This window comes from Kitasatospora sp. NPDC089509, from assembly GCF_044749365.1.
Taxonomy (GTDB): domain Bacteria; phylum Actinomycetota; class Actinomycetes; order Streptomycetales; family Streptomycetaceae; genus Kitasatospora.
Genome location: NZ_JBIVHS010000047.1, coordinates 1 through 26373, shown reverse-complemented (window position 1 = coordinate 26373; position 26373 = coordinate 1). Strand labels below are relative to the sequence as shown.

The 26373-nt window shown below is 74.3% G+C and carries 23 protein-coding genes; 13 read left to right on the top strand and 10 right to left on the bottom strand.

The annotated features are described in order from the left end of the window. Positions 1-33: 33 nt before the first annotated feature. Both ACIP4P_RS44395 and ACIP4P_RS44390 read right to left on the bottom strand, forming a co-directional pair. Positions 34-1296, bottom strand: coding sequence for an LCP family protein (locus ACIP4P_RS44395; protein WP_400930016.1), 1263 nt, complete (start codon positions 1294-1296; stop codon positions 34-36). Between the two features lie 35 nt (positions 1297-1331). Then, positions 1332-2123 carry a TIGR03089 family protein gene (locus ACIP4P_RS44390; RefSeq protein WP_400930013.1) on the bottom strand — a complete coding sequence of 264 codons (792 nt, stop codon included), beginning with the start codon at positions 2121-2123 and terminating at the stop codon, positions 1332-1334. A 188-nt stretch (positions 2124-2311) separates the two neighbouring features. Here ACIP4P_RS44390 and ACIP4P_RS44385 point away from each other — a divergent pair, with 188 nt between their 5' ends. Next, positions 2312-3493: a peptidoglycan recognition protein gene (locus tag ACIP4P_RS44385; RefSeq protein ID WP_400930010.1), complete on the top strand. Its 1182-nt coding sequence runs from the start codon at positions 2312-2314 to the stop codon at positions 3491-3493. A gap of 85 nt (positions 3494-3578) precedes the next feature. After that, positions 3579-4502: a DNA-3-methyladenine glycosylase family protein gene (locus ACIP4P_RS44380; protein WP_400930007.1), complete on the top strand. Its 924-nt coding sequence runs from the start codon at positions 3579-3581 to the stop codon at positions 4500-4502. A 4-nt stretch (positions 4503-4506) separates the two neighbouring features. On the opposite strand, the gene ACIP4P_RS44375 is transcribed toward ACIP4P_RS44380, so the two are convergent. From ACIP4P_RS44375 to ACIP4P_RS44365, 3 genes are read right to left on the bottom strand one after another with little or no spacing between them, the layout of a single operon-like run. After that, positions 4507-5799 (bottom strand): coenzyme F420-0:L-glutamate ligase, encoded by a 1293-nt coding sequence (locus ACIP4P_RS44375; RefSeq protein ID WP_400930004.1) that lies wholly within the window; start codon positions 5797-5799, stop codon positions 4507-4509. Continuing rightward, entirely contained in the window at positions 5796-6755 is a 960-nt protein-coding gene (gene cofD, locus ACIP4P_RS44370) for a 2-phospho-L-lactate transferase (protein ID WP_400930001.1), read from the bottom strand. Before cofD ends, ACIP4P_RS44375 begins: the two co-directional genes overlap by 4 nt. Before the next feature lie 41 nt (positions 6756-6796). Beyond that, complete coding sequence (locus ACIP4P_RS44365; protein WP_400929998.1) at positions 6797-7423, bottom strand: cysteine dioxygenase; 627 nt, start codon at positions 7421-7423, stop codon at positions 6797-6799. 622 nt (positions 7424-8045) lie between these two features. Between ACIP4P_RS44365 and ACIP4P_RS44360 the strand changes: the two genes are divergently transcribed. The 3 genes from ACIP4P_RS44360 to ACIP4P_RS44350 all read left to right on the top strand — a co-directional run bounded on the left by ACIP4P_RS44360 (position 8046) and on the right by ACIP4P_RS44350 (position 14223). Beyond that, positions 8046-8318 (top strand): WhiB family transcriptional regulator, encoded by a 273-nt coding sequence (locus ACIP4P_RS44360; RefSeq protein ID WP_063349134.1) that lies wholly within the window; start codon positions 8046-8048, stop codon positions 8316-8318. A gap of 292 nt (positions 8319-8610) precedes the next feature. Next, complete coding sequence (locus tag ACIP4P_RS44355) at positions 8611-12498, top strand: glycosyltransferase family 2 protein (RefSeq protein ID WP_400929995.1); 3888 nt, start codon at positions 8611-8613, stop codon at positions 12496-12498. 6 nt (positions 12499-12504) lie between these two features. Further along, positions 12505-14223, top strand: coding sequence for a DUF5719 family protein (locus ACIP4P_RS44350; RefSeq protein WP_400929992.1), 1719 nt, complete (start codon positions 12505-12507; stop codon positions 14221-14223). A 51-nt stretch (positions 14224-14274) separates the two neighbouring features. Here ACIP4P_RS44350 and ACIP4P_RS44345 read toward each other — a convergent pair whose 3' ends face one another. After that, positions 14275-14727: a metallopeptidase family protein gene (locus ACIP4P_RS44345; protein WP_350517955.1), complete on the bottom strand. Its 453-nt coding sequence runs from the start codon at positions 14725-14727 to the stop codon at positions 14275-14277. A 219-nt stretch (positions 14728-14946) separates the two neighbouring features. Here ACIP4P_RS44345 and ACIP4P_RS44340 point away from each other — a divergent pair, with 219 nt between their 5' ends. The 6 genes from ACIP4P_RS44340 to ahcY all read left to right on the top strand — a co-directional run bounded on the left by ACIP4P_RS44340 (position 14947) and on the right by ahcY (position 21287). Continuing rightward, a complete protein-coding gene (locus ACIP4P_RS44340) occupies positions 14947-15312 on the top strand; it encodes a DUF3499 domain-containing protein (RefSeq protein WP_350517956.1) in 366 nt (121 codons plus the stop codon). 127 nt (positions 15313-15439) lie between these two features. After that, positions 15440-16825 carry a phosphomannomutase/phosphoglucomutase gene (locus ACIP4P_RS44335; RefSeq protein ID WP_400929987.1) on the top strand — a complete coding sequence of 462 codons (1386 nt, stop codon included), beginning with the start codon at positions 15440-15442 and terminating at the stop codon, positions 16823-16825. Positions 16826-16932: 107 nt separating this feature from the next. Continuing rightward, the gene (locus ACIP4P_RS44330) at positions 16933-17115 is read left to right on the top strand and encodes a Trm112 family protein (protein WP_350517958.1); all 183 of its coding nucleotides are present in this window, start codon (positions 16933-16935) and stop codon (positions 17113-17115) included. A gap of 99 nt (positions 17116-17214) precedes the next feature. Beyond that, the gene (locus ACIP4P_RS44325; RefSeq protein WP_400929983.1) at positions 17215-18483 is read left to right on the top strand and encodes an SIS domain-containing protein; all 1269 of its coding nucleotides are present in this window, start codon (positions 17215-17217) and stop codon (positions 18481-18483) included. 25 nt (positions 18484-18508) lie between these two features. Continuing rightward, the gene (locus ACIP4P_RS44320) at positions 18509-19486 is read left to right on the top strand and encodes a cation diffusion facilitator family transporter (RefSeq protein ID WP_400929980.1); all 978 of its coding nucleotides are present in this window, start codon (positions 18509-18511) and stop codon (positions 19484-19486) included. 352 nt (positions 19487-19838) lie between these two features. After that, positions 19839-21287: an adenosylhomocysteinase gene (ahcY, locus tag ACIP4P_RS44315; RefSeq protein ID WP_400929977.1), complete on the top strand. Its 1449-nt coding sequence runs from the start codon at positions 19839-19841 to the stop codon at positions 21285-21287. A gap of 64 nt (positions 21288-21351) precedes the next feature. Here the strand turns inward: ahcY and ACIP4P_RS44310 are convergent, their stop codons facing one another. Continuing rightward, on the bottom strand, positions 21352-22401 hold the full coding sequence (locus ACIP4P_RS44310) for a hypothetical protein (RefSeq protein ID WP_400929974.1): 1050 nt from the start codon (positions 22399-22401) through the stop codon (positions 21352-21354). Beyond that, the gene (locus ACIP4P_RS44305; protein ID WP_400929971.1) at positions 22398-22913 is read right to left on the bottom strand and encodes a SigE family RNA polymerase sigma factor; all 516 of its coding nucleotides are present in this window, start codon (positions 22911-22913) and stop codon (positions 22398-22400) included. The genes ACIP4P_RS44310 and ACIP4P_RS44305 overlap by 4 nt, the downstream gene beginning before the upstream one ends. A gap of 120 nt (positions 22914-23033) precedes the next feature. Between ACIP4P_RS44305 and ACIP4P_RS44300 the strand changes: the two genes are divergently transcribed. Then, positions 23034-23666: a hypothetical protein gene (locus tag ACIP4P_RS44300; RefSeq protein WP_400929968.1), complete on the top strand. Its 633-nt coding sequence runs from the start codon at positions 23034-23036 to the stop codon at positions 23664-23666. Positions 23667-23705: 39 nt separating this feature from the next. On the opposite strand, the gene ACIP4P_RS44295 is transcribed toward ACIP4P_RS44300, so the two are convergent. Beyond that, positions 23706-24749, bottom strand: coding sequence for an RDD family protein (locus ACIP4P_RS44295; protein ID WP_400929965.1), 1044 nt, complete (start codon positions 24747-24749; stop codon positions 23706-23708). Between the two features lie 254 nt (positions 24750-25003). Between ACIP4P_RS44295 and ACIP4P_RS44290 the strand changes: the two genes are divergently transcribed. Beyond that, positions 25004-26008 (top strand): stage II sporulation protein M, encoded by a 1005-nt coding sequence (locus ACIP4P_RS44290; protein ID WP_400929962.1) that lies wholly within the window; start codon positions 25004-25006, stop codon positions 26006-26008. 167 nt (positions 26009-26175) lie between these two features. Here ACIP4P_RS44290 and ACIP4P_RS44285 read toward each other — a convergent pair. Then, positions 26176-26373: hypothetical protein (locus tag ACIP4P_RS44285; protein WP_400929959.1), on the bottom strand; the 198-nt coding region annotated here is incomplete at its 5' end.

Genomic DNA, 26373 nt, shown 5'->3' with positions numbered 1-26373 from the left:
AAGTAATGGCCGGGCAAAGTCCATGCGGGGGGATCAGTGCTGGGCGCAGGCGTCCACGTCGGCGGTGCGTCCCTCGAAGGTGGGCGAGGCGTTCGCCGAGGGTGACGCCGTCGCGCCCGCCGTCGCGCCGTCGGAGCCAGGGCCGGTGCCGGTGCCGGTGCCAGGGCCGGCACCCACGGCGCCCCGGGCGCCCGGCGTGGGCGTCGGGGCGGGCGGCTGCACGGCGATCGGCCGGTCGGCGCGCAGTGCGTCGAACAGCTGGCCGGTCTGCGGCTGCACGAACTCGTCCCGGTCCGAGTCGTAGCGGTACGGGCGGCGCGGCGCGGTCAGGAACACCACGTCCGGCGAGGGGATGCCGCGCAGGTCCTGGGTGAGGTCGTAGAGCGCGCCGAGCGAGGACAGCCCGCCGTCCGCCTTCACCGAGGAGGTGGCCGCGTTCAGCACCGGCCACAGCTTGGCCGGGTTCAGCAGCACCCCCTGCGACTGCACCTTGCGGATCAGCGAGGCCAGGAACTGCTGCTGACGGCCCATCCGCTGGGTGTCGCTGCCGTCGCCGAGGCTCTCCCGGGCCCGGACGTAGCCGAGCGCCTGCTCGCCGTGCAGCACCTGGCGCCCGGCCGGGAGGTCCAGCTTGGCGTCCTTGTCGTGGATCGGCTGCGGCACGCACACCTCGACCCCGCCGACCGCGTTCACCATGGTCTTGAAGCCGTTGAAGTCGAGGATCACGTAGTGGTCGATCCGGATGCCGCTCAGCTGCTCGACGGCGCGGATCGAGCAGGCCGGGCCGCCCAGCTCGAAGGCCCAGTTGAACTGCATCGTGCCCGGCTTGCTGCGGCTGCCGTCCGGCTTCTGGCAGGAGGGCACGGTGACCATGACGTCCCGGGGGACGGAGACCGCGGTCGCGTGCTTCCGGTCGGCGGCCAGGTGCAGCAGGATCGTGGTGTCCGAGCGCTGGGTGCCGGGCTCGCCGCCGTACCCGGCGTTCGCCCCGGAGCGGTCGTCGCTGCCGATCAGCAGGATGTTCTCGGCGCCGTCGGCCCCCGCGGTGCGGCTCGGGCGCTCGGCCTCCAGCCTGGCCAGCAGCTGGTCGGTGGCCGAGTCGGTCCTGATGTTGCCGTCCAGCTTGCGGTACGCGATCCAGAGCAGCGCGCCGGTGGCGACCAGCAGGAACGCGACGACGCCGGCGGTGATCATCAGCCACCGCCGGCGCCTGCGCGGGCGTCCGGGTCCGCTCGGGGGAGCGGTCGTCGGGGGAGTTCCGTCGGTCGGGGGGTGCTCGGTCTCGTCCTCGGCCATGGCAGGGATCCCTACCCGCCGGGACGGCGCCGGGGTCAGCCGAGGCGGACAGTCACCCGTTCGGATTCGGTCCGCTTCTCCCACTGGGTGGCGTCCAGCCCCTGGGAGTTGCGGCAGAGCACCACCGAGGCGCCGGCCGCCAGCGGGGCCAGCAGGCCGGCCTCCAGGCCCGCCCAGTCGTCGAAGGAGAGGGTGGACATGACCCGGTCGCCGGGCTTGAGGCCGAGGCGGACGGCGCCCTCCCGGGCCAGCGCCACGGTCTGCTCGCCGGTCAGCTTCAGCGGCAGCCCGTCCACCGAGGTCTCCAGGGCCGGCCCGTCCGGGGCGACGGGGGAGTACGGCGCGAAGCGGTCGCCCTGGCCGGGCACCTCGGCGGCGTAGTCGAGGAAGCCGTCCGGGCGCTGCGGGAAGCGTCCGCCGAGCGGGCGCAGGGCGAGGGCCACCCGCTCGCCCTCACAGGCCTGGGCGGCCTCCAGGCCGTCCGGGCCGCTCACCACCAGGTCGGTGGCGGCCGGGTCGCCGTCCGGCACCGCCGTCACGCCGACCGACCAGCAGGCCAGCAGCCACACGGCGCTCTGCCAGTGGGCGGGCAGCAGCAGGGCGGCGCGGTCGTCCGGGCCGGCGTTCAGTTCGTCCTGGAGGAGGTTGGCGGTCTTGGCGACCCAGTTGTCGAACGTCCGGGCGGACAGTTCCACCCGTTCGCCGGTGGCGTCGTCGTAGAAGGTGACCAGCGGGGCCGCGGGATCGACCGAAGGGGTGCCGCCGCGCAGGTATGCGTGCAGCAGCTCGACGGGGGTGCGGGCATCGGCAGCGAATGGCGCAGTCATGGTGCGCCCCAGCCTACGGCCTTCGGGTGGACGGTCGGGAGGGGCGGCCGGGAGGGCGCGAGGCGGCGTGGCGGGCGGTCCGGTTTGCGGAGACGATCCCCTTTATGCATCTTTCGGACAATGCCGCGCATCTCGCGGACGACGCTGCGCGCCTCTCGGACAACGCCGTGCACCCTTCGGGCGGAGCCGTGGACTCCCCGGGCGCAGCCGTGCCCCCCTGGGGCCGGGCCGCGCACCGCGCCGCCAGGGCCGTGCGCCGCCCGTTCCCGGCCGCGCTGCTGGCCGGCTGCACCGCCGCCCTGCTGCTCCAGCCCGCTCCCGCCGCCTCCGCCGTGCCCCTTGCCCCCGCCGCCGAGCGCCGGGACTTCCCGGGCGGCGGCTCGACCGTCGCACTGCCGCTGCCCGCCGGGACCGGGCTCGCACCGACGACCACCCGACCGTTCGAACTCCTCGGCGTCGGCTGGGACGGCCCGGCCGGGGCGCTGGCCGACGGCGCCGTCCGGGTCCGCACCCGGGACGCGGCCACCGGCCGCTGGGGCGACTGGCACACCCTGGAGGCCGACACCGAGGACGGCCCCGACCACGCCGCGCACGCCGCGACCGCCCCGCTGTGGACCGGCCGCAGCGACGGCGTCGCGGTCGAGGTCCGGCCCGGCCCGGCCGGACCGCCGCCCGGTCTGCGGCTCGAACTCGTCGACCCCAGCGCCGGGGCGGCCGCGCCCGCCGCCACCCGCAGCCTGCCCGCGGCCGAGCCGGACGGTCACCGGGCCCCGCGCCCGGCCATCGTCACCCGGGCGGGCTGGGGCGCCGACGAGTCCATCCGCGAACCCGGTTACGAATACACCGGCCCGGTGAAGGTGGTCTTCGTCCACCACACCGCGACCGCCACCGACTACGCCTGCTCCGACACCCCCCGGGTGATCAGGTCGATCTACCAGTACCACGTCAAGACCAGCGGCTGGCGGGACATCGGCTACAACTTCCTGGTCGACCGCTGCGGCACCGTCTACGAGGGCCGGGCCGGCGGCGTCGACCAGCCCGTCCACGGCGCCCACACCCTCGGCTTCAACACCGACACCTCCGGCGTGGCCGCCATCGGCACCTACGTCGACGCCGCCCCGCCGCAGCACCTCCTGAACGGCCTCGCCGCCGTCGCGGCCTGGAAGCTCGGCCTCACCGGACAGGCCGCCGACGGCCACGCCAAGCTCACCTCCGCCTCCGACGCCAGCCGCTACCCCAAGGGCACGGTGGTCGACTTCGAGACCGTCTCCGGCCACCGCGACGCCTTCAAGACCGAGTGCCCCGGCAAGTCCCTCTACGCCCGGCTGCCCGCCCTGCGCACCGCCGCGGTCAGACTCCAGGCCCCGTAACTCCCGCGGCCCGCCCAGCCGTTCACCGCGCCTCCCGGCCCCCGCGTATCGTTCATGGCCCCGGGCGACACAGGAGGCGACGGCAGTGACGGGCGCAAGCGGGTCGGTACGGCGCTGGCGGCCGGGCTTCCCGCTCGACGCGGCACGGACCCTGCTGCCGCTGCGCCGGGGCCCCGCCGACCCCTCGTACCGGACCACCGGCGACGGTGCCGTCTGGCGCGCCTCCCGCACCCCGGCCGGGATCGGCACCCTGCGGGTGCTCGCGCACCCCGGCGCGGGCGAGGTGGAGGCGACCGCCTGGGGGCCGGGTGCGCCCTGGCTGCTGGAGCGGCTGCCGGTGCTGCTCGGTGCGCAGGACCACCCGGAGGCGCTGGTGCTGCCGCCCGGCCCGCTGCGGGACGCCCAGCGCCGCACGGCGGGGGTGCGGCTGACCAGGACCGGGCTGGTGCTGGAGTCGCTCGTGCCGGCGATCCTGGAGCAGAAGGTCACCACCGACGAGGCCTACCGCGCCTGGCGCACCCTGCTGCGGGACTTCGGCACCCCGGCGCCGGGCCCGGCCGAGGGCATGCGGGTGGCGCCGTCGGCCCGGGAGTGGGCGATGGTGCCGAGCTGGGAGTGGCACCGGGCGGGCGTCGACCCCAAGCGCTCGGCCACGGTGCAGCGCGCGGTACGGCTGGCGCCGCGGCTGGAGGAGGCCTCGGCGATGGGCCACGAGGAGGCCTTCGCCCGGCTGACGGCCGTCCCGGGCATCGGCGTCTGGACGGCCGCCGAGACCCTCCAGCGCAGCAACGGCGACCCGGACGCGGTCTCGGTCGGCGACTTCCACCTCCCCAACCTGGTCGGCTGGGCCCTGGCCGACCGCCCCCGCAGCGACGACGCCCAGATGCTCGCCCTGCTGGAGCCCTACCGCCCCCACCGCCACCGGCTCTGCCGCCTCCTGCTGGCCACCGGCACCCACGCCCCCCGCTACGGCCCCCGGCTCGCCCCCAACGACCACCGCCGACGCTGAGCCGCTACCGCACCGCGATGAAGGCCTCGGCGTCGCGGTCCGGGCGGGCGCGCGGGGGTTCGGCGGGGCGGCCGACGGCGACGGCGCCCATCGGGTCCCAGTGGTCGGGCAGGTCCAGGGCGGCCCGGACGGTGTCGCGGCAGAACATGGTGGAGGACACCCAGGCGGAGCCGTAGCCCTCGCCGGTCAGGGCGACCAGCAGGTTCTGCACGGCGGCGCCGGCCGCGACGGTGAACATCTCCCGCTCGGCGGCGGCCCGGCGCGGGTCCGGGTAGTCGTGCGAGCCGTCCATCACCAGACAGGGCACCACCAGGTACGGGGCGTTGCGCAGCACGTCGCCGCGGGCGGTGCGGCGGGCGATCCGGGCCTCGTCCCAGCCGTCCAGCTCGCGCAGGTCGCGCTGCCAGGCGGCGAGCATGGCGTCGAGCAGCCGGGTGCGGGTCTCGGCGGACTCCACCAGGACGAAGCGCCACGGCGTGGTGTGGTGCGGGGCCGGCGCGGTGACGGCGGCGGCCACCGCGCGCCGGACGGCGCCCGGGTCGACCGGGGCCTCGGTGAAGGACCGGACGGTGCGCCGCAGGGTGACGGCCTGGCGCAGCGCCTCGGAGGTGCCGAGCCGGAACATGTCCTGGCCGGCGGAGCGCACCAGCGGCCGGGTGCCCTCGCCGTCCTCGGTGGTGACGAGGTGCCCCAACCCGCGCACGACGGCGACCGGGACGCCGGTGGCCTTGCCCTTGACCAGGTCGGCGGCGGCGGCGAGTTCGTCGGCGGTGGCGGTGACGGTGAGCGCCAGCTCGTTGCCGTGGCTGTCGGTGCGCCCCCGGTGGTCCTCCAGGACGGAGAGCCCGGCGGCGCCGATCGCGACGTCGGTGAGCCCGCTGCGCCAGGGCCGGCCGAAGGTGTCGGTGACGACGACGGCGAGCCGGCGGCCGGTGAGCTCCTGGAGCCGGGCGCGCAGCACCCGGGCCGAGGCGTCCGGGTCCTCGGGCAGCAGCAGCACGGTGCCGGGGGCGGTGTTGGAGGCGTCGACCCCGGCGGCGGCCATGACGAAGCCGTTGCGGTTCTCCACGATCCGGGCGTGCCCGCGTCGGGCGACCACCCGGACGGTCTCGGCGTCGATCGCGGCCTCGCGGTCGGCGGCGTGCAGCAGCCGGCCCTCGGCCTTGCTGACGACCTTCGAGGTGACCACCACGATGTCGCCGTCCTGGTACGTCCCGGCCTTGGCGATCAGTCCGGCGAGGTCGGCCCCGGCCTCGATCTCCGGCAGCCCCTCGACCCCGACGACGGTCAGCGTCACGCGCGCACCTGCTCGGCGAGCTCCAGCGCGGCCCGGGCCATCGCGGCGGTGGCCTCGACGTCGGTCATCAGCAGCGGGACGGCCCGGCAGGCGATCCCGGCGGCCTCGACGGTCGGCACGGCACCGGAGTCCGCGGTGTCCACCAGCCACCCGTCGACGAGGTCGGCGCCGTAGTTCAGCGCGACGGCCTCGGCGGTGGCCTCGACGCCGACGGCGGCGAGCACCTTGTCGGCCATGCCGCGCACCGGCGCCCCGCCGATGATCGGGGAGAGCCCGACCACCGGTGCCGGGGCGGCGGCGACGGCCTCCCGGATGCCGGGGACGGCGAGGATGGTGCCGATCGAGACGACCGGGTTGGACGGCGGGAAGAGGATGACGTCGGCTGCGGCGAGGGCCTCCAGCACGCCGGGCGCGGGCTTGGCGGTGTCCGCGCCGACCGGGATGATCGCCTCGGCGTCGACGGCGGCGTGCAGCTTGACCCAGTACTCCTGGAAGTGGATCGCCCGGGTGCCCTGCTCGTCGGTGATCCGCACGTGGGTCTCGACCCGGTCGTCGCTCATCGGCAGCAGCCGCACGCCCGGCTTCCAGCGCACGCACAGCGCCTCGGTGACCTGGCTGAGGCTGTACCCGGCGGTGAGCATCTGGCTGCGGACGAGGTGGGTGGCGAAGTCCCGGTCGCCGAGCCCGAACCACGCGGGGCCGACGCCGTACTCCTTCATCTCGGCCTTGATCGACCAGGTCTCGTCGGTCCGGCCCCAGCCCTGTTCCTCGTGGATGCCGCCGCCGAGGGTGTACATCACGGTGTCGAGGTCGGGACAGACCTTGAGGCCGAAGAGGTGGATGTCGTCGCCGGTGTTGCCGATGACGGTGATCTCGTCCTGCGGTCCGACCGCCGCGAGGAGCCCGCGCAGAAAGCGCGCCCCGCCGATCCCGCCTGCCAGTGCCACGATGCGCATGAGGTCATCCTGCCACGGTCGGACTGCCCGTCAGTCCGGGTTCAGGGCGTCTGGGCGGGGGTGTGCGGGTGCTGGTCCGGGACGGCGGTGGCGCTGCCGTACTGGTTCATCTCGGTCAGGCCCGGGGTGTAGAGGTGGATGGAGACGGCGGGTTCGAGGGCGCCGTTGACCACCTCGTGCAGGTAGCCGCCGGAGAACACCCGTCGGCCGCCGGGGCGCAGGGTGCGGGCGTCCTCGCCGCTGCGGCCGTGGGAGCGTTCGATCAGCTCGCCCTGGACGACGGTCATGACGCCGGAGGAGGCGCCGTGGTCGTGGAAGCCGCTGCTCTGGCCGGGCAGCCAGCTGAGCAGCCAGACCTCGTAGCCGGGGCCGGTCTCCAGCCGGGCGTACCAGCGGGTGAGCGCGTCGTAGCGGACCAGCGGCTCCCAGCGGGCGCGGTCGGCGGCGATCTCGCGGACCAGCCGGGCGTAACCGGCGACGGTGGTGGGGTGGTCGGGCAGGTCGGTGCGGGCCAGGTGCGGGAAGGCGAGCGGGTCGCCGGCGATGGACACGTCGCTGAGGCCGTCCGTCCAGCGGGCGGTACGGGTGGCAGGGGCGGTACGGGCGGGGCCGCGGCGGGCGAGCTTGTTGCGGTCGCGGTTCCGCTTGCGGATGCGGATCATGCGCACGGGAGTCGTCCTCGGATGGGTCGGCTGGTCGGGGAGCAGCCGGATCCGGGATGTCCTGGGGCGGGAGTCGCGGGCGGCCTCTGTGCTTCCTGGCGGCGGCGCGCGGTGGGACGCGGGCGCCTAGATACAGCAGGAACAGAGGCGACAACAGGAGTTCACGGCACGACGGAGGGTGGAACCGCTCCGGGGGCTGGCGAACTCTGACATGGAGGAAAGGAGACCGCATCCGCGGGGGCGGTGTCAAACCCATTGATGCGGCATTCGAGTGGGTTAGTTCCGGATCCGTCCCGGATGGGGTGATTCATCACTCTCTATGTTTCGATGGGAAGATCGCCGGGAAGGCAGGCCGATGACCGGCCTGTGACGGTGACCGGGCGTCATCCTGCGAGTGGTTGCGGGCGGTTCCACGCCGTTCAGGGCTTTCGGGCCGAAGGTCCGATGTGTCCGGATATGTACACTATTCGTAACGGCTTGGTGCCAGGGAGTGAATCCCGGCCTCAATACCAGAGCTCGGCTTGACTGGGCCAGAGTGACGCAACTGTAATTTCACTCGTGTCGTCAGCCGCACGAGGCAACGGCAACCACGGGGACGCCAAGTAGGGGCAGAGGAGGCGCGCCACACATGAGCGAGCTCTTTGAGCTGTTGATCGGGGACGGCATCGCGGAGGAAGAGGAGGAACTCGGTTGGCAGGAGCGCGCGTTGTGCGCCCAGACCGACCCCGAGTCCTTCTTCCCCGAGAAGGGCGGCTCGACCCGCGAGGCCAAGAAGGTCTGCCTCGCCTGCGAGGTCCGCTCGGAGTGCCTGGAGTACGCCCTCGCCAATGACGAGCGCTTCGGCATCTGGGGCGGTCTCTCCGAGCGCGAGCGCCGCCGGCTCAAGAAGAGTGCGGTCTGATCGGGACGACTCCCGGACCCGCTGACCCTCCGCCAACGGCGGACGGCCGCACAGCTGTACGAGCGCCTCACCGCGACGGTGGGGCGCTTTCGTGTTCCCGGCGTGTTCCCGGTGTCTTCCCGGCCTTCGACCTCCGCCTCCCCGGGGCGTTCCCGCCGGTCCCGGCCCCGCTTCTTCACGTCCTCCCCACCGGCACCGGGCACGAAGTGGCCATCCGGAGCCGTTAGTGTGGTGCGCCATCCGGTTGCCGTTCACCGGCTGTGTCCACCGAGAACTGGGGCCCGCGCACTCGATGACCGTCTACAGCCACCAGAGCGGCTTCACCGCTGCCAGGCCGCCCGCCTACCCGCGTCACCTGGTCACCGCGGTGATCGTCTCGCACGACGGCGCCCGCTGGCTGCCGCAGGCCCTGGCCGGCCTGCTCGGCCAGGACCGCCAGGTCCAGCGGATCCTCGCGGTCGACACCGGATCCACCGACAACTCCCCGCAGCTGCTCGCCGACACCCTGGCCGACTGGCTGCCCGAGAGCGGCCCGCTGGTGCTCGGCCGCCGGGCCGGCTTCGGCACCGCCGTCGCCGAGGCCGTGGCGGGCAGCGCCCCGCTGCGGCCGGAGGACCTCCCGTACCGGCTCGACCCCTCCGGCTACGACCCGGTCACCGGCGGCTGGGACGACTTCGGCGACCCGCTCGGCCAGGAGGACGACCTCGGCCGCGGCGGCCCGCGCGAGACCGAGCCGGTCGAATGGCTCTGGCTGCTGCACGACGACTGCGAACCGCAGACCGACGCGCTGCGCCGACTGCTCCAGGTCGCCGACTCCACCCCGAGCGCCGCCGTGGTCGGCCCCAAGCTGCGCAGCTGGTACGACCGCCGCCAGCTGCTGGAGGTCGGCGTCACCATCGCCCGCTCCGGCCGCCGCTGGACCGGTCTGGACCGCCGCGAGCAGGACCAGGGCCAGCACGACCAGGTCCGCCCGGTGCTCGCCGTCTCCAGCGCGGGCATGCTGGTGCGCCGGGACGTCTTCGAGCAGCTCGGCGGCTTCGACCGGGCCCTCCCGCTGATGCGGGACGACACCGACTTCTGCTGGCGGGTCAACGCCGCCGGCCACCGCGTGGTGATCGCCCCCGACGCCGTGCTGCGGCACGCCGAGGCGGCCAGCCGCGAGCGCCGGGCGATCGACTGCGGCGCCTCCCACCCGCACCGGGTGGACAAGGCCGGCGCCGTCTACACCCTGCTCGCCAACTGCCGGGGCGCGCTGTTCCCGTACGTGCTGCTGCGCCTGGTGCTCGGCACCCTGGTGCGCGCCGTCACCAACCTGCTCGGCAAGGACCCGCGCCAGGCGGTCGACGAACTGGCCGGTCTCGGCCACGAACTCGTCCGCTTCCCAAGGCTGTTGGCCGCCCGCAAGCAGCGCTCCCGGACCCGCGCGGCGGACCCGCTGGACGACCGCACGCTCTTCCCGGCCCCCGGCGCGACCACCCGGCTCGCCGTCGAGGGCGTCATCGGCTCGCTCGGGATAGGGGGCGGCGACGACTCCGGCAGCCGGCACGGCTCGGTCGAGGCGGGCGGCGACGAGGACGGCGAGGACCTGGTCGTCGAGCAGTTCGCGCTGATCAAGAAGCTGGCCCGACGCCCCGCGCCGGTGCTGTTCGCCGCCCTGCTGGTGTTCGCCCTGGTCGCCTGCCGCGGCCTGTTCGGCAGCGGCTCGCTGTTCGGCGGCGCGCTGCTGCCCGCCTCCGACGGCGCCGGCGGCCTCTGGGCGATGTACGCCGACGCCTGGCACCCGATCGGCACCGGCTCCAGCGCCACCGCACCGCCGTACCTCGGGGTGCTCGCGGTGCTCTCCTGGCTGCTGTTCGGCCACGCCGACCTCGCGCTCACCCTGCTGGTCGTGCTCACCGTCCCGCTCGCCGCGGTCAGCGCCTACCTGGTCTCCCGGCCGCTGCTGGACTCCAAGCTGGTCCGCGCCTGGGCCAGCGCCACCTACGCGCTGCTGCCCGCCGCGACCGGCGCGCTCGCCCAGGGCCGGATCGGCACCGCCGTCCTCGCCGTGCTGCTGCCGCCGCTGGCCCGCGCCGCCGCGATCTCGGCCGGCCTCGGCATCCGCCAGGAGAGCGCCGCCAAGGGCGCCCGCCCCGGCTGGCGGCCGGTCTGGATGACCGTCCTGCTGCTCACCCTGGCCACCGCCTTCGTCCCGCTGACCTGGGCGCTCGCCGTACCGCTGTGCCTGGCCGTGCTGCTCCTCGCGGTGCTGCGCGGCGGCGCCTTCGGCTCCGGCGGCACCGCGCTGCGGCTGCTCGGGCTGCGCGTCCTGGTGATCCTCGCGGTGCCGGTCGCGGTGCTCGCCCCCTGGTCGCTGAAGGTGCTGTCGCACCCGCAGTGGCTGCTGCTGGAGGCCGGCCTGCCCGGCCTGCACGGCGCCGGGGCGAGCGCGGCCGGCCTGCTGCTGGTCAACCCGGGCGGCGCCGGCGTGCCGCCGGTCTGGCTGTCCACCGGTGTGGTGCTGGCCGCGCTGGCCGCGCTGCTGCGCGCCGACCGGCGCCGCGCGGTGCTCGCCGCCTGGGGCGCGGCCGGGGCCGGCCTGGTCTTCGCGGTCGCGGTGGCGGGCACCTCCGTCACCCCCGCCTCCGGCGGCCAGCCGGTGCCCGCCTGGGCCGGCCCGGCCACCCTGATCGCCGGGATCGCCCTGCTCGCCGCCGCCGCGATCGGCGCCGACGGCGCCAACGCCCGGGTCGCCGGGATCGCCTTCGGCTGGCGTCAGCCGGTGGCCGCCCTGGTGGTGGCCACCGCCGTGCTCGCCCCGCTGGGCACCGGCCTGTGGTGGGCGCTGACCGGCGCCGGCGGCCCGCTGCAGCGCTCCCAGGCCGACCAGGTGCCCGCCTTCATCGCCGAGGAGGCCGGCACCACCGACCGGTCCCGCACCCTGATCGTCACCGGCCAGAAGGGCGACGTCCGCTACAGCGTGGTGCGCGGCGCCGGCCTGACCCTCGGCCAGGCGGAGTCCACCGTCGACCCGGCCACCGGCACCCAGGACGGCCTGAACCGGATGGTCGGCAGCCTGCTGGCCGGCTCCGGCGCCGACCAGGCGAACGCCCTGGCCGGCTACGGCATCGCCTACGTGCTGGTCGAGCGCCAGGCCGTGGACGCCTTCAAGGACGTCCTGGACACCACCCCCGGCCTGGTCAAGGCCAACCAGGACCGCGACTCCGCGCTCTGGCAGGTCAACGGCGCCCCCGCGGTGCGCGCGGTGATCACCGCCCCGGGCGCCAACCCGGTGGTCGTCCCGTCCGGGGCCCGCGACCTCACCGGCACCGTCCCGGCCGGCCCGGACGGCCGGGTGCTGCGGCTCGCCGAGTCCGCCGCCCCCGAGTGGAAGGCCACCGTGAACGGCACCGCCCTGGAGTCCGTCACGGTCGACGGCTGGGCGCAGGGCTTCAAGCTCCCGGCCGCCGGCGGCAAGCTGAGCGTCACCCGGGAGGGCGGCCTCGCCCACACCGGCTGGATCTGGGCCCAGGTGCTGCTCGGCCTCACCATCCTGGTGCTGGCCCTGCCCGGCCGCCGCAACCACAAGGACGACGACCTGCCCGAGGAGGTGGTGGCCGCCGCCGCGCTGGCCGCCGCCGCCCAGGCGCAGACCCCCGCCCCCGGCAGCCGCCGGGCCCGCCGGATGGCCGAGCGCGGCGAGGGCGGCGAGCCCGGCGCCGACGAGCCCGGGGTGTACGACGGCCGGCCCGGCACGATCCCGGCCCAGCCGACCGGCGAGCCGGTGACCGAGGCCGTCCAGGCGGCCGCCGCCGTCCAGGAGGCGGAGCCGTACACCGACCCGTACCAGACGTACCAGCAGGCCGACCCGTACAGCTACGACCAGTACGCGGCCCAGCAGCCGGCCGCCGTGCCGTACGGCAACCAGGGGTACGACGGGCAGGGCTACCAGGGCCAGGGCTACGACGGGCAGCAGCAGGGCTACCCGCAGCAGGGCTACGAACAGCAGCAGGGCTACGAGCCGTACCCGCAGGAGCAGTACGGCTACGACCCCTACCAGCAGCAGCCCGAGCAGCAGTCCCCGCAGGCCTGGCTGCCCGGCCAGCAGCAGGGCGAGCCGTACTACGACCCCAACGACCCGGGCGGCACCGGCCACTCCTCTGGGAACTACCGTCCGCACCAGCACGGATCGGGGAGCTGACCCGCGATGAAGAAGCCCGCTTTCAGGAAGAAGTCCGGCGCCGGGGCCGAGGAGCCCTTCGAGCCGACCGAGACCGCCGGGGCGGCCGAGTCCGCCGAGCCGACCGGGTCCGCCGGTCCGTCGGTGCGGCTCCCCGGCCGGTCCGCGGGGAAGACCACCCAGTCCCTGCTGGCCGCGGCCGTGGTGCTGGCCGCGGTGTTCGGGATCGCCGAGGCGCGCCCCCCGGCGAGCCCGGCCAAGGCGGACGGCGGGGCCGCCCCGAGCACCGCCCAGGTCGAGCGGACCGCGGCGGTCTGCCCCCAGCCGTTCCAGGGCCTGACCGGCTCCACCACGCTGACCGCCTACACCCCGCCCGGCACCGGCTCCGCCACCGGCGGCGCGGGCTGGCTCTCCGAGGAGTCCGCCCCGGCCGTCCCGCCGACCGCCGCCTCCTCGGCCCCGGCCACCCAGGCGCCGAGCGCGGCCCCGAGCGGCTCCGGCGCGCCGGCCACCCCGGCTCCGGACAAGAACGCCGCGCCCGCCGACGCCAAGCTGACCGTCACCAAGCCCGGCACCCCGGCCACCGGCCCGGCGAGCAACGGCGACAACGCCCCCGGCATCGGAGCCGTCGCCAACGGCGCGCTCGCCCCCGGCTTCACCGTCTCCCAGACCACCGTGGTCACCGAGCAGCGCGGCACGGGCCTGTCCGGCCTCACCTGCACCCCGGAGAACACCAACTTCTGGTTCGCCGGGGCCAGCACGGCCGGCGACCGGGTCGACTACCTCAGCCTGGTCAACCCCGAGTCCTCGGCCGCCGTGGTCGACATCAAGCTGTACGGCGACAAGGGCCTGATCGACAACGACGCCGCCAACGGCATCACCGTCGCCCCGGGCAGCTCGCAGTCCGTCCTGCTGTCGACCCTCAGCAAGGGCGCGGTCAACGACCTCGCCGTCAACGTGGTGGTGCGCTCCGGCCGGATCGGCGCCGCGCTGCACGCCGCCGACGGCAACAAGGGCGCCGACTGGATCCCGGCCTCGGCCGACCCGGCCCCGACCCAGGTGATGGCCGGTCTGCCCGCCGACACCTCCGCCGCCCACCTGGTGGTCTGGGCACCGCCGGAGGACGACGCCGACCTGAAGATCCAGCTCTCCGGCAAGAACGGCTGGTTCACCCCGGCCGGCAACGAGTCGATCCACGTCAAGGCGGGCATGGTGGCCGCCGTCGACCTCGGCAAGGTCACCCGGGACGAGGTCGCCGGGCTGCGGCTGTCGCCCACCGACGACAAGCACCCCACCAGGATCGTGGCCGGCCTGCGGGTCGACCGCACCGGCGGCAACGGCAAGAGCGACGCGGCCTGGCTCAGCGGCAGCGTCCCGGTCGGCGCCCGCGCCACCGTCGCCGACAACCGGGCCGGCGCCTCCACGGTGTTCCTGACCTCCAGCGGCGACGCCGCCACCGTCAAGGTCACCGGATCGGCCGGCAGCGGCGGCGGCACCCCGGCGACCAAGGAGGTGCAGATCCCGGCCGGCGGCACGGTCGCGATCCCGGCACCCGAGCCCGCCGGGCTGAACGGCGTCTTCGCGGTCACCGTGGAGACCGAGTCCGGCGGCCCGGTGGTCGCCGCCCGGATGCTCTCCGTCCCCACCAAGGACGTGCCGATGTTCACCGTCCAGGCGCTGCGCGACGACCGCAGCACCGTCCAGGTCCCGCGGGCCACCCAGGACCCGGGCGTGGTGCTGCGCTAGGGCCTCGCGAGTCCGGCGCACCGGGTGCCCCCGACCGGGGCACCCGGGAGGTCACTCCTCGTCGTAGCGCGGGTCGATCGCGTCCGGCGACAGGCCGAGCAGCTCGGCCACCTGCTCGATCAGGATCTCGTGCACCAGCGCCGCCCGGTCCTCCCGGGTCTTCGCCCGGATCTCCACCGGCCGCCGGTACACCACGATCTGGCTCTTGCGCCCCTTCTGACCCGGCGACACCCGGCCCAGCGGCACGCCGTCCTCGGTGTCGGAGCCGTCCGGCTCGTGCAGCGGTACCTCCTGCACGGCGAACTCCACCTCGATCAGCTGCGGCCACCGCCGCTCCAACCGCTCCACCGACTCACGCACGTAGTCGTCGAAGAGCTCGGAGCGGGTGAGCGAGATCGGCACCTGGGGCGGCGCCAGCGGGCCGCGCAGCCCCCTGCCGTGCCGGTCGCGGTGCCGCGGGCGGCGCGAGGGCCCTGTCGATGACTGCGGTGCGGAGCTGTCCATATCACTGCCGAGAGTAGTCCTTGGTTGGTCGGAAGTGGACCACTCCGACGGGGGAATCACCGGTGCGGCGGCGCGTGCCCGAACGGCCGGAGCGAGCCGGACGACGGGAGCCGGGCGGCGCGCCGGGGGGCGCGGGCGGGTACCCGGACCGCGACACGGCACCCCCACCGGGCAGGCGGTCTTCGCTCCCCGGCGGGGAGTGCGGTACCGTCCACCTTCGTGAGCTCTGTACGTCGTTGTTCGCGGACCGCGTGCGGCCGACCGGCCGTCGCGACGCTGACGTACGTCTACGCGGACTCCACCGCCGTCCTGGGCCCGCTCGCCACCTACGCCGAGCCGCACTGCTACGACCTGTGCGCCGAGCACGCCGAGCGGCTCACCGCCCCGCGCGGCTGGGAGGTGGTCCGGCTGGCCGCCGAGGCCGGGCCGCTGCGCCGCAGCAGCGACGACCTGGAAGCCCTCGCCAACGCCGTCCGCGAGGCCGCCCGCCCGCAGACCCCCCGTCAGGGCCGCGGTCCCGACCCCGATTCCACCGAGGGCGGCCGCCGCGGCCACCTCCGGGTGCTGCGCTCGCCCGACAACTGAGCGCCTCACCCGCACGGCGCGTTCGCCCGGCCCGGGTACGCTGCCCGTCTGACCCCACCGCGACCCGTCGAGCGACGGGCGGGGTGGCCCGACGTATCGATCAGCAGAGAACCAGGGTGGAGCCGCAGTGCGCGACCTCAAGCAGCTCGTGAAGGCGTACGACGTCCGAGGCGTCGTCCCGGACCAGTGGGACGAGAGCCTGTCCCGGGCCTTCGGCGCCGCGTTCGTGCAGGTCACCGGCGCGTCCGCGATCGTGGTCGGGCACGACATGCGCCCCTCCTCCCCGTCGCTCAGCCGGGCCTTCGCCGAGGGCGCGGCGGCCTACGGCGCCGACGTGGTCGAGATCGGCCTCTGCTCGACCGACCAGCTCTACTACGCCAGCGGCAAGCTCGACCTGCCCGGTGCGATGTTCACCGCCAGCCACAACCCGGCCCAGTACAACGGCATCAAGCTCTGCCGGGCCGGCGCCGCCCCGGTCGGCCAGGACACCGGCCTGTCCGAGATCCGCGAGCTGGTCGAGTCCTGGACCGCCGAGGACGACACCGTCACCGTCCCGGCCAAGGACGTCAAGCCCGGCGCGCTCTCCGCCCAGGAGACCCTGCGCGGCTACGCCGACCACCTGCTGGGCCTGGTCGACCTCACCGCGATCCGCCCGCTGAAGGTCGCCGTGGACGCCGGCAACGGCATGGGCGGCCACACCGTGCCGACCGTCTTCGACGGCCTGCCGATCGACCTCGTCCCGATGTACTTCGAACTGGACGGCACCTTCCCCAACCACGAGGCCAACCCGCTCGACCCGAAGAACCTGGTCGACCTCCAGGCCAAGGTCCGCGAGGTCGGAGCCGACCTCGGCCTGGCCTTCGACGGCGACGCCGACCGCTGCTTCGTCGTCGACGAGCGCGGCGAGCCGGTCTCCCCGTCCGCGATCACCGCCCTGGTCGCCGCCCGCGAGATCGCCCGCGCCCAGGCCGCCGGCGAGGCCGAGCCGACGATCATCCACAACCTGATCACCTCCTGGACCGTCCCCGAGGTGGTCCGCGAGCTCGGCGCCACCCCGGTGCGCACCCGGGTCGGCCACTCCTTCATCAAGCAGGAGATGGCCGTCACCGACGCCGTCTTCGGCGGCGAGCACTCCGCGCACTACTACTTCCGCGACTTCTGGCGCGCCGACACCGGCATGCTCGCCGCGCTGCACGTGCTGGCCGCGCTCGGCGGGCAGCCGGGCACGCTCTCCGAGCTGACCGCCGAGTACGACCGCTACGCCGCCTCCGGCGAGATCAACAGCACCGTCGCCGACCAGGCCGCCAGCACCGCCGCCGTGCGCGCCGCCTACGCCGGCCTGGAGGGCACCGCCGTCGACGAGCTGGACGGCCTCACCGTGGCCGGCCAGGACTGGTGGTTCAACCTGCGCGCCTCCAACACCGAGCCGCTGCTGCGCCTGAACGTCGAGGCCAAGGACCCGGCGAAGATGGCCGAACTGCGCGACGGTGTGCTCGCGATCGTCCGCGGCTGATCGTCCGCCGATCCGCTGCGCCTGACCGCGGGCCCGGGTGCCCCGGCCGGTAGGGTTGCCTATCGGCCGGGGCACCTCCGTGCCACCCCCGAACTTTGGAGAGCCCCATGAAGCTCGAATCCTTCCTGCTGGAGATCCTGGTCTGCCCGCAGTGCCGGGCCGCGCTCGTCGAGGGCGGCACCGAGGACCAGCCCGAGCTGGTCTGCACCGGCGCGGACTGCGGCCTCGCGTACCCGATCCGCGAGGGCATTCCGGTCCTCCTGGTGGACGAGGCCCGCCGCCCGGCCTGATCCTGTTGGGGCGCCCGGCGCCCCGACGGCGCCAGAGCCCCAACCGCGCCAGAGCCCCAACCGCGCCCGCCGCCCACAGGACAGCCGGAGGCCCGCCGCATGCTCGACGACACCCTGCTCGACGACCCGGCCGCCCTCCAGCGCGCCGACCACGACCGCGCCCTGCTGTCCCTGGCCGGCGCCGGCGCCCGGGTCCGCACCGCGCTGCGGCAGGCCGACGCGGCCGGCCTCGACCGGCTGCGCCCGGACGGCCGCCCGCGCACCGTCCTGGTCGCCGGGCACGGCAGTGCCCTGACCGCCGCCGAGGTCCTCGCCGCGCTGGCCGGCTCCGCCACCCTGGTCACCCCGCTGCCGCCGACCGAGGCCGCCGCCCCGCGGGCCGACCGGGCCGGCGCCCCGCCGGTCTTCACCGCCGGACTCGGCTGGCAACTGCCCGGCTGGGCCGGCCCGCTCGACCTGCTGGTGATCAGCTCCGCCGACGGCGGCGAGCGGGGCCTGATCGGCCTCGCCGAGCAGGCCTACGCGCGCGGCTGCGCCATCGTCGTCACCGCCCCGGCCGGCAGCCCGCTGGCCGAGGCCGCGCTGCAGGTGCGCGCCCTGCCGCTGCCGTACGTCGCCGGGGTGCTGCCCGACGAGGGCCGGCCCGCCGCGCCGGCCGCCGAGCCGGACCTGCCGGCCGAGGACCCGGCCGCGCTGTGGTCCCACCTGACCCCGTTGCTGGCGCTCACCCAGAAGCTCGGCCTCACCCAGCTGCCGTACGACGCGCTGCCGGGCGTCGCCGACCTGCTGGACGCCGCCGCCGTGCGCTGCCGCCCGGACGCCGCCGCGTACACCAACCCGGCCAAGGGGCTGGCCGCCCGGCTGGCCGGGACGGTCCCGCTGCTGTGGGCCGAGGGCCCGCTCGCCGGGGCGGCCGCCGGCCGGTTCGCCGCCCAGCTCGCCGACCGGGCCGGCCGCCCGGCGCTGGCCGGGTCGCTGCCGCAGGTGCTCACCGCCCACCGCGGCATGTTCACCGGCCAGTTGGGCGCGGGCGCGGACCCGGACGACTTCTTCCGCGACCGGGTCGAGGAGCCCGACCCGCTGCACCTCCAGGTGCTGCTGCTGCGGCACCTCCCGGGTACCGCGGCCGGTAGCGCCGCCGGCACCGTCGCGGTGGGGGAGCAGGACGGCCCGGCCGAGGTGACCGAGGACGACGAGCGGCCGCGCAGCTTCGGCGCGAGCCGCGCGCACCGGCTCGCCGCCGCCCACGACGTCCGGCTGACCGAGTACGCGAGCACCCGCCCGGACCCGCTGCACGCGCTGGCCGACCTGGTCGCGCTGACCGACTTCGCCGCCGTCTACCTGGGGCTCGCCGCCGCGCAGTCCTGACGGCCTTCCCGCTAGCGTTCTCCGCATGAGCACTGAGGGCGGAACGAAGGCACTCGTCGCGGCGCTGTCCGCGAACCTGGCGATCGCGGCGGCCAAGTTCACCGCCTTCGGCTTCACCGGATCCTCCTCGATGCTGGCCGAGGGCGTGCACTCGGTCGCCGACTCCGGCAACCAGGTGCTGCTGCTGATCGGCGGCAAGCGGGCGCGCCGGGCGGCCGACGAGGAGCACCCGTTCGGGTACGGGCGCGAGCGCTACGTCTACGGCTTTCTGGTGGCGATCGTGCTGTTCAGCGTCGGCGGACTGTTCGCCGTCTACGAGGGCTGGCACAAGGTCAACCACCCCGAGACGCTGGACTCCTGGGGCTGGGCGGTGGGCGTGCTGCTCTTCGCCGTCGCGATGGAGGGCTGGTCCTTCCTGACCGCGGTGCGCGAGTCCACCAAGGCCAAGGGCGGTCAGGGCTGGGTGCAGTACATCCGCACCGCCAAGGCGCCGGAGCTGCCGGTGGTGCTGCTGGAGGACACCGGCGCGCTGATCGGCCTGGTGCTCGCGCTGTTCGGCGTCTCGCTCACCGTGGTCACCGGGAACGGCGTCTGGGACGGCGTCGGCACCCTGGCCATCGGCGTGCTGCTGGTGCTGATCGCCGTGGTGCTCGCGCTGGAGACCAAGTCGCTGCTGCTCGGCGAGTCCGCCGACAAGGAGTCGGTGCGGCGGATCCGTGCCGCGCTGGTGGACGGCGAGTCGGTCACCGGGGTGATCCACATGCGCACCCTGCACCTCGGCCCCGAGGAACTGCTGGTCGCCGCCAAGATCGCCGTCAACGCGGAGGACAGCGCCGCCCGGGTGGCGCGGGCCATCGACGAGGCCGAGGAGCGGGTCCGCGCCGCCGTCCCGATCGCCCGGGCGATCTACCTGGAGCCGGACGTCTACAGCGCGGAGAAGGCCGCTGCGGGCGAGGACCCGGCCGCCACCCCGGGCGGTCCCGGACCGGCCCCCGCGCACTGACGGTCCGTCCTGCGCGACGCCCGGGGACGCGGCTCGGGCCCCGGTCGAGCGGCGGTCGGGTCCGCGACCGAAATCGGTCATCGGCGGACGGCCGACGGGGCCGCCGGTGTAGATTCGTCACCAGAGCCAGAACGTCGCTGCTGATGGCGGTCGATCGGCGGTCCGCGCCCGTAGGGTGTGCGCCGGTCGAGGGAGAGAGGTCCTCCGACGGTTTGTGCTGCGCAGCGGGGAGCCGGTCCGCACCACGGGACCAGGGCGCCCCGGCGTAGCCGTGCACCCGTACGGCCCGCCATGCGCAACGCACATCCGGACCTTTGGCCGTGCCCCACCCCCATCAGCGAGGAGCAGACGCATGTCGACCGACATCACCGGTGACTTCAAGGTCGCCGACCTTTCCCTGGCGCCGTTCGGCCGCAAGGAGATCCAGCTGGCCGAGCACGAGATGCCCGGCCTGATGTCCATCCGCGCCGAGTACGCGGAGTCGCAGCCCCTGGCCGGCGCCCGGATCACCGGCTCGCTGCACATGACCATCCAGACCGCGGTGCTGATCGAGACCCTGACGGCGCTCGGTGCCGAGGTCCGCTGGTGCTCCTGCAACATCTTCTCCACCCAGGACCACGCGGCCGCCGCCATCGCCGTCGGCCCGGAGGGCACCCCGGAGAACCCGCAGGGCGTGCCGGTCTTCGCCTGGAAGGGCGAGACCCTGGAGGAGTACTGGTGGTGCACCGAGCAGGCGCTCACCTGGCCCGACGGCAAGACCCCGAACATGATCCTGGACGACGGCGGCGACGCCACCCTGCTGATCCACAAGGGCGTCGAGTTCGAGAAGACCGGTGCCGCCCCGGACCCGTCCACCGCGGACAACGACGAGTTCCGGATCATCCTGGAGCTGCTCAACCGCACCCTCAAGGACACCCCGAACAAGTGGACCGAGGTCGCCGCCACCATCAAGGGCGTCACCGAGGAGACCACCACCGGTGTCCACCGCCTGTACGAGATGCACCGTGACGGCCAGCTGCTGTTCCCGGCGATCAACGTCAACGACTCGGTCACCAAGTCGAAGTTCGACAACAAGTACGGCTGCCGCCACTCGCTGATCGACGGCATCAACCGCGCCACCGACGTCCTGATCGGCGGCAAGGTCGCCGTGGTCTGCGGCTACGGCGACGTCGGCAAGGGCTGCGCCGAGTCGCTGCGCGGCCAGGGCGCCCGCGTCATCGTCACCGAGATCGACCCGATCTGCGCGCTGCAGGCGGCGATGGACGGCTACCAGGTCGCCACGCTGGAGGACGTCGTCGAGATCGCCGACATCTTCATCACGACCACGGGCAACAAGGACATCATCATGGCCTCGCACATGGCCCGGATGAAGCACCAGGCCATCGTGGGCAACATCGGCCACTTCGACAACGAGATCGACATGGCCGGCCTGGCCAAGCTCGACGGCGTCGTGAAGACCGAGGTCAAGCCGCAGGTCCACGAGTGGCGCAAGGCCGACGGCCGCACCATCATCGTGCTGTCCGAGGGCCGCCTGCTGAACCTGGGCAACGCGACCGGCCACCCGTCCTTCGTGATGTCCAACTCCTTCGCGAACCAGACGATCGCCCAGATCGAGCTGTTCACGAAGACCGAGCAGTACCCGATCGGCGTCTACGTGCTGCCGAAGCACCTGGACGAGAAGGTCGCCCGCCTGCACCTCGACGCGCTGGGCGTGAAGCTGACCACCCTGAGCCAGGAGCAGGCCGACTACATCGGCGTTCCGGTCGAGGGCCCGTACAAGGCGGAGCAGTACCGCTACTGATGCGGTGACGCCTGCGACGCCGGTGGCCGGCACCCCCGCCCGGGGGTGCCGGCCACCGGCGTGTTCAGCGGATGACCCGGGTGGTCCAGGTCTTCTCGTCCGGGCCGGTGACGTGCATCAGGTTGGTCACCGCGTCCAGGTCGCCGAGTTGCGGGGCCAGCGGCAGGTCGTCGCTCTCGGCCGTGGCGCAGATCTGCAGGCCCTGCTCGCGGCGGCAGCGGGTGTCGGTCTTCCCGTACCGCCGGTTGTCGTCGGGCAGGACGAAGACGCCGAGGGTCTTGCCGTCGAGCCACAGGTCGGCGCTGGCGGTCCAGGGCTGCCCGTTCGCCGGGCGGGTCACCGCCGCCCCCGTCACCCGGGTGCCGGTCGGCAGGCCGGAGAACCAGAACGGCATCGGGACGGGCCGCTCGTCCACCACGGCCTCGGCCGCGACGCGGAGCAGCGCGTCGTCGGGGACGCCGGCGTCCTGCGGCGGGCTGGAGATCAGCTGCGCCCAGCGGCCGGAGGCGGTCAGCCACCGCAGGATCCGCTGCCGGTCGAACGTCGGATGCGTCGGGTCGGTCACCCAGTAGGCGGTCCGGCCGTCGACGGGCGGGGCCGGCACCTTCACCTGCTTCTGCTGCGCCGTGTCGACCAACGGGGGCTCGGCCCCGGTGGGGTGGACGATGAGCGCCAGGTTCAGCCCGTTCGAGACGGGCTGCGAGGCCCGGGTGACGACCGCGTCCTGGCCCGCCTCGTAACTGACGTCGCGGACCGGGTCCAGCCCGTCCGGCAGCCAGCCGAAGGTCCCGCCGCTGATCAGCGGGTCGGTGGGAGTGCCCACTGCTGTCCGGACCGGCTTCGGGACGACCACGCCCTGCTCCCCGTGCGGCGGGGCGGCCGGCACCAGGCGGAGCGAGGACGAGCCGCCGCCACCGGGGACGAGCAGCAGCGCGGCGGTGACCGCCGCCACCGTGGCGGTGGCCACCGCGGCGGCCACCGCTCGGCGCCGACGGCGCAGCCTGGTCCGGCCGGTGGCGACGGCCGTGTGGGGATCGAAGGTCGGCGGCGGCGCCGGTTCGGCGGCCAGGTCCGCCAGCCGGACGGCCAGTTCGACGTTGTCGAGGTTCGTCATGACGTCCTCTCTGCGGCGGCGCTGGGGCGGGGGAGCAGGGTGTTGCGCAGTGCCTCCAGAGCGCGTGAGCTCTGGCTCTTCACGTTGCCCGAGGAGCAGCCCAGGGCCTCGGCGGCCTGGTCGATCGACAGGTCGCAGTAGTACCGCAGGACGACGGTGGCCCGCTGTCGGGGCGGCAGGGCGGCGAGGGCCCGGCGCAGGTCGAGCGAGGCCTCCAGGTCGAGGGCCGCGACCGCGCTCTCCGGGTCGACGTCCGTCCGCACCGTGCGGCGCCACCAGGAGGTGCGCTGTTCGGCGAGGAAGGTGTTGACCAGCGTCCGGCGGGCGTAGCCGTCCAGGTTGTCCGCCCGGCTCGCCCTCGACCAGTGCACGTACAGCTTGGTGATCGTCTCCTGCACCAGGTCGTCGGCCCGGTGCCAGTCCCCGCACAGCAGATAGGCGACCTTGCGCAGCCAGCCGCCCCTGGAGGCCACGTACTCGGTGAACTCCTCGTCACGCGTCGGCTTCGCCATCCGCACCCCCTCTCGTCGTTCCGCTCCCGGCGTTCGGACGGCGTCTCCCGCGCCGTCCGACCCACTGATGCGGCCACCGGCCCGGAACGTTGCACGGGAGTTCGTGCGTAGGCTTCGGGCATGCCCAACGGCCGGTACTCGCTCCACGACACCCACGACCACCTGCTGCTCGGAGAGGAGCGCTTCAGCTGCGCGCCCGGGGCGGCCGGCTGGCGGTACGTCTCCAAGACCTACGCGCCGGACGGCCGGGTGATCGGCGGCGTCGACCTGACCCTGGACTCGCGGGCCCGGCCGCTGCGGATGGAACTGCGGGCCGGCGGCTGGCAGGTGCGCGGTGGCGCGGTGGACGGCGTGGCCTGGGTCCGCACCGACGCGGCCGACCCGGGTGGCGGGCAGGCGGTGGAGGGCCACGACCGGGCGCACGGGTTCGCCGGGCGCTCGCCGGGCTTCCTGATCGCCACCGCGCGGATGCTGCGGCTGCGGGAGGGGGCGAGCGCGCGGGTACGGCTGGTGGCGTTCACCGAGCCGGTGCTGGCGCCGCGCACCTTCGACCAGGGGTGGCTGCTGGAGGGCGTGGACACCCACGAGACGGACTCGGGGGTGCTGACGGTCGAGCGGTACCAGGTGGCGGACCTGGAGACGGGGGAGCAGCAGGTCGTGCACCTGGCGGGGGACGTGGTGCTGGCGGCGGCGGGGGTCGAGCTGGAGGAGCTGGCGTCGCCGCCGAACGCCTGGCCGGTGGTGGGGGAGTAGCGGGCCCGGACGGGACGTGGGCTCAGGCCGGACGCGGGCTCAGGCGGGCGGGGCGAAGCCGGCGTCGGGGGCAGGGGCAGGGGCAGGTGCGGGTGCGGGGGCAGGGGCTGCGGGCTTCTCGAAGGACGGCGCGGTGGGGGCGGCCGGTACCGGGGCAGCAGGTGTGGTGGGGGTGATCGGGGGAGTGGGGGCCGCGGCGGGCGCGGCGGGCGCGGCGGGCATCCCGAGGACGCGGTGGGGCCGGTCGTCGGCCGTGGCGGCGACCGGCGCGGCGGCCGGCTGCGGGGTGGGCACCGGCATCGGGTTCGGCACCACGAACCGCTGCTGGGCGCGCATCCACTCCCGGCGCTGGCGCTCGGTGAGAACCGCGCCCAGGTAGGCGGCCGGGTGCAGCCCCGACGGCACCGGGTGACCGATCCGGGCGGCCAGGTCCGCGGCCAGCTCGGTGGACATCCGGAACGTCACGCCCGGGTCCAACTGGCCGATCCGGCCGAGCAGTTGGCGGCTCGCGAGCCAGAGCGGCTCGGGCACCGCGGACAGGTCCATCGCGACCAGCTCGCGGCCCATGTCGTGCAGCAGCTGGGGGTGCACCGGCGGCAGCGGAGCGGTCGCACCGGCCCCGCCCGGGGTGCGCTCGCGGACCACCACCGTCCCGGCGAAGATGTCGCCAAGCCGCTTGCCGTCCGAGTTCAGCGCGGAGGTGATCACGGCCGGGGCGCCGGTTATCGCGATCACCTCGAAGAAGCCCACCAGCCCGCGCACCAGCGAGTGCCGGAACCGCACCGGCCCGCCGTCGGTGCGCACCACCCGCAGACCGAGCGCGGCCTTGCCGACCGAGCGCCCGTGGCTGAGGGTCTCGATCATCACCGGCAGGGCGATCAGGTAGAACACCGTCATGCCGATCATGGTGGCCGCCAGTGCGGCGCTGTCCAGGTCGGACAGGGCGACGGTCATCACCAGGGTGGTGACGAACAGCGCGGCGAACTCGATGAGCAGGTCGAGGACGACCGCCAGAGCCCTGCTCGGAAGCTTCGCCGTCTGCAGGTCGAGGACGACCGCCTCACCCGTCACCAGGTCGCTCAAGACACCTGTCCGTTCACGTTCACGCGGGCGGGTGGAGTGCGGTTGGATCGGCCCCCACTGCCCGCTCTCCGCAGTCCGATCCGCAGCGGCCAACATACGGCGCCCGGTGGGCGCACGGGAAGTGAGATCCCGACGGCCGGGGTGGTGACGGCTCCTGGCATGCTGGGCCCGCACGTGTCCGTACGTACCTGCCCGACCGCGCACGCGCGCTTCGCGCCATCGCCTCGCGCCATCGCCGACCATGGAGCCGCCGAATGGACCTGGACGTCTTCGTCGCCACCCACCAGGGGGAGTGGGCCCGGCTGGACGCCCTCGCCCGCAGGCGCCGGCTCAGCGGTGAGGAGGCCGACGAGCTGGTCACGCTCTACCAGCGCGCCACCGGCCACCTCGCCAAGGTTCAGGCCGCCGCGCCGGATCCGGCCCTGGTCAGCCGGCTGACCGGTCTGGTCTCGCGGGCCCGCAGCACGGTGACCGGCGCTCGCAGCAGCGGGTGGCAGGACGTCGCCCGCTACTACACGGTCAGCTTCCCGGCCGCGCTGTACCGCGCCCGCCGCTGGTGGGTGCCGGTGGCGGCCGTGTCGATGGTGCTCACCGTGCTGCTCGCCTGGTGGATGGCCACCCACCCCGAGGTCCGCAACAGCCTTCTCACCTCCGACGACCTGCGGGAGATGACCCGCCCCGGCGGACAGTACGAGGCCTACTACTCGGACCGGCCGGCCAGCTCCTTCGCGGCCCAGGTCTGGACGAACAACGCCTGGGTGGCGGCGCAGTGCCTGGTCTTCGGGATCGCGCTGGGCATTCCGGTGCTCATGGTGATGTGGACCAATGTGGTCAACCTCGGCATCGGCATCGGACTGATGGCCTCGGCCGGGCGGCTCGACACCTTCCTCGGCCTGCTCATTCCGCACGGCCTGCTGGAGCTGACCGCGGTCTTCGTGGCCGGCGGCCTGGGCCTGCGCCTCGGTTGGACGGTCATCGACCCCGGACCGCGCACCCGTGGGGTGGCCCTGGCGGAACAGGGCCGCTCGATCGTCGGCATGGCGATGGGCCTGGCGACGGTGCTGGCGGTCTCCGGTGTGCTCGAAGCCTTCGTCACCCCGTCCGGCCTGCCGACCTGGGCGCGCATTTCCATCGGCGTGGTGGCCGAGGCGGCCTTCCTCCTCTATGCCCTGGGGCTGGGCCGAAAGGCGGCGGCGAGCGGAGAGTTCGGCGATGTGGATGCGGCCGATCGGGCGGACCTTCAGCCCGTCGCGGCCTGAGCCGATGTGATCAACAGGCCGCTGACCTGCTACTCTTCTCGCATCCCGACCAAACCATTGACGTGGTGAGGGTGGGCTAGTAGGTTTGAACGGTTGGGACTGACTGGACAACGGTCGGGCCCGGGCGTTAGTGTCTACGACACCGCCGAAATCGAGGCGAGTGCATTTCACGAAATGCGCACCCTCTGATGAAGCAAATCCCACGGACGGAACACTCCGAAAGCTTTGATAGGCTTCGGGACGAAGTTCGCAGGAAATCCCGCCAGCGGGAATCGGATGAATGAAACTCCGGAAAACGGAGCGGAAAACATCTGGTAAGCTGGAAACACGAAAGAACGAAGCGCCCGGAGGGCCCGCTGGAAGGC

What these genes read in the sequence shown, in the direction of transcription:
- ACIP4P_RS44395 (WP_400930016.1), bottom strand. Translation starts at nt 1,296, where the DNA reads ATGGCCGAGGACGAGACCGAGCACCCCCCGACCGACGGAACTCCCCCG.
- ACIP4P_RS44390 (WP_400930013.1), bottom strand. Translation starts at nt 2,123, where the DNA reads ATGACTGCGCCATTCGCTGCCGATGCCCGCACCCCCGTCGAGCTGCTG.
- cofD (WP_400930001.1), bottom strand. Translation starts at nt 6,755, where the DNA reads ATGCGCATCGTGGCACTGGCAGGCGGGATCGGCGGGGCGCGCTTTCTG.
- ACIP4P_RS44360 (WP_063349134.1), top strand. Translation starts at nt 8,046, where the DNA reads ATGAGCGAGCTCTTTGAGCTGTTGATCGGGGACGGCATCGCGGAGGAA.
- ACIP4P_RS44355 (WP_400929995.1), top strand. Translation starts at nt 8,611, where the DNA reads ATGACCGTCTACAGCCACCAGAGCGGCTTCACCGCTGCCAGGCCGCCC.
- ACIP4P_RS44350 (WP_400929992.1), top strand. Translation starts at nt 12,505, where the DNA reads ATGAAGAAGCCCGCTTTCAGGAAGAAGTCCGGCGCCGGGGCCGAGGAG.
- ACIP4P_RS44345 (WP_350517955.1), bottom strand. Translation starts at nt 14,727, where the DNA reads ATGGACAGCTCCGCACCGCAGTCATCGACAGGGCCCTCGCGCCGCCCG.
- ACIP4P_RS44330 (WP_350517958.1), top strand. Translation starts at nt 16,933, where the DNA reads ATGAAGCTCGAATCCTTCCTGCTGGAGATCCTGGTCTGCCCGCAGTGC.
- ACIP4P_RS44325 (WP_400929983.1), top strand. Translation starts at nt 17,215, where the DNA reads ATGCTCGACGACACCCTGCTCGACGACCCGGCCGCCCTCCAGCGCGCC.
- ACIP4P_RS44320 (WP_400929980.1), top strand. Translation starts at nt 18,509, where the DNA reads ATGAGCACTGAGGGCGGAACGAAGGCACTCGTCGCGGCGCTGTCCGCG.
- ahcY (WP_400929977.1), top strand. Translation starts at nt 19,839, where the DNA reads ATGTCGACCGACATCACCGGTGACTTCAAGGTCGCCGACCTTTCCCTG.
- ACIP4P_RS44310 (WP_400929974.1), bottom strand. Translation starts at nt 22,401, where the DNA reads ATGACGAACCTCGACAACGTCGAACTGGCCGTCCGGCTGGCGGACCTG.
- ACIP4P_RS44305 (WP_400929971.1), bottom strand. Translation starts at nt 22,913, where the DNA reads ATGGCGAAGCCGACGCGTGACGAGGAGTTCACCGAGTACGTGGCCTCC.
- ACIP4P_RS44300 (WP_400929968.1), top strand. Translation starts at nt 23,034, where the DNA reads ATGCCCAACGGCCGGTACTCGCTCCACGACACCCACGACCACCTGCTG.
- ACIP4P_RS44290 (WP_400929962.1), top strand. Translation starts at nt 25,004, where the DNA reads ATGGACCTGGACGTCTTCGTCGCCACCCACCAGGGGGAGTGGGCCCGG.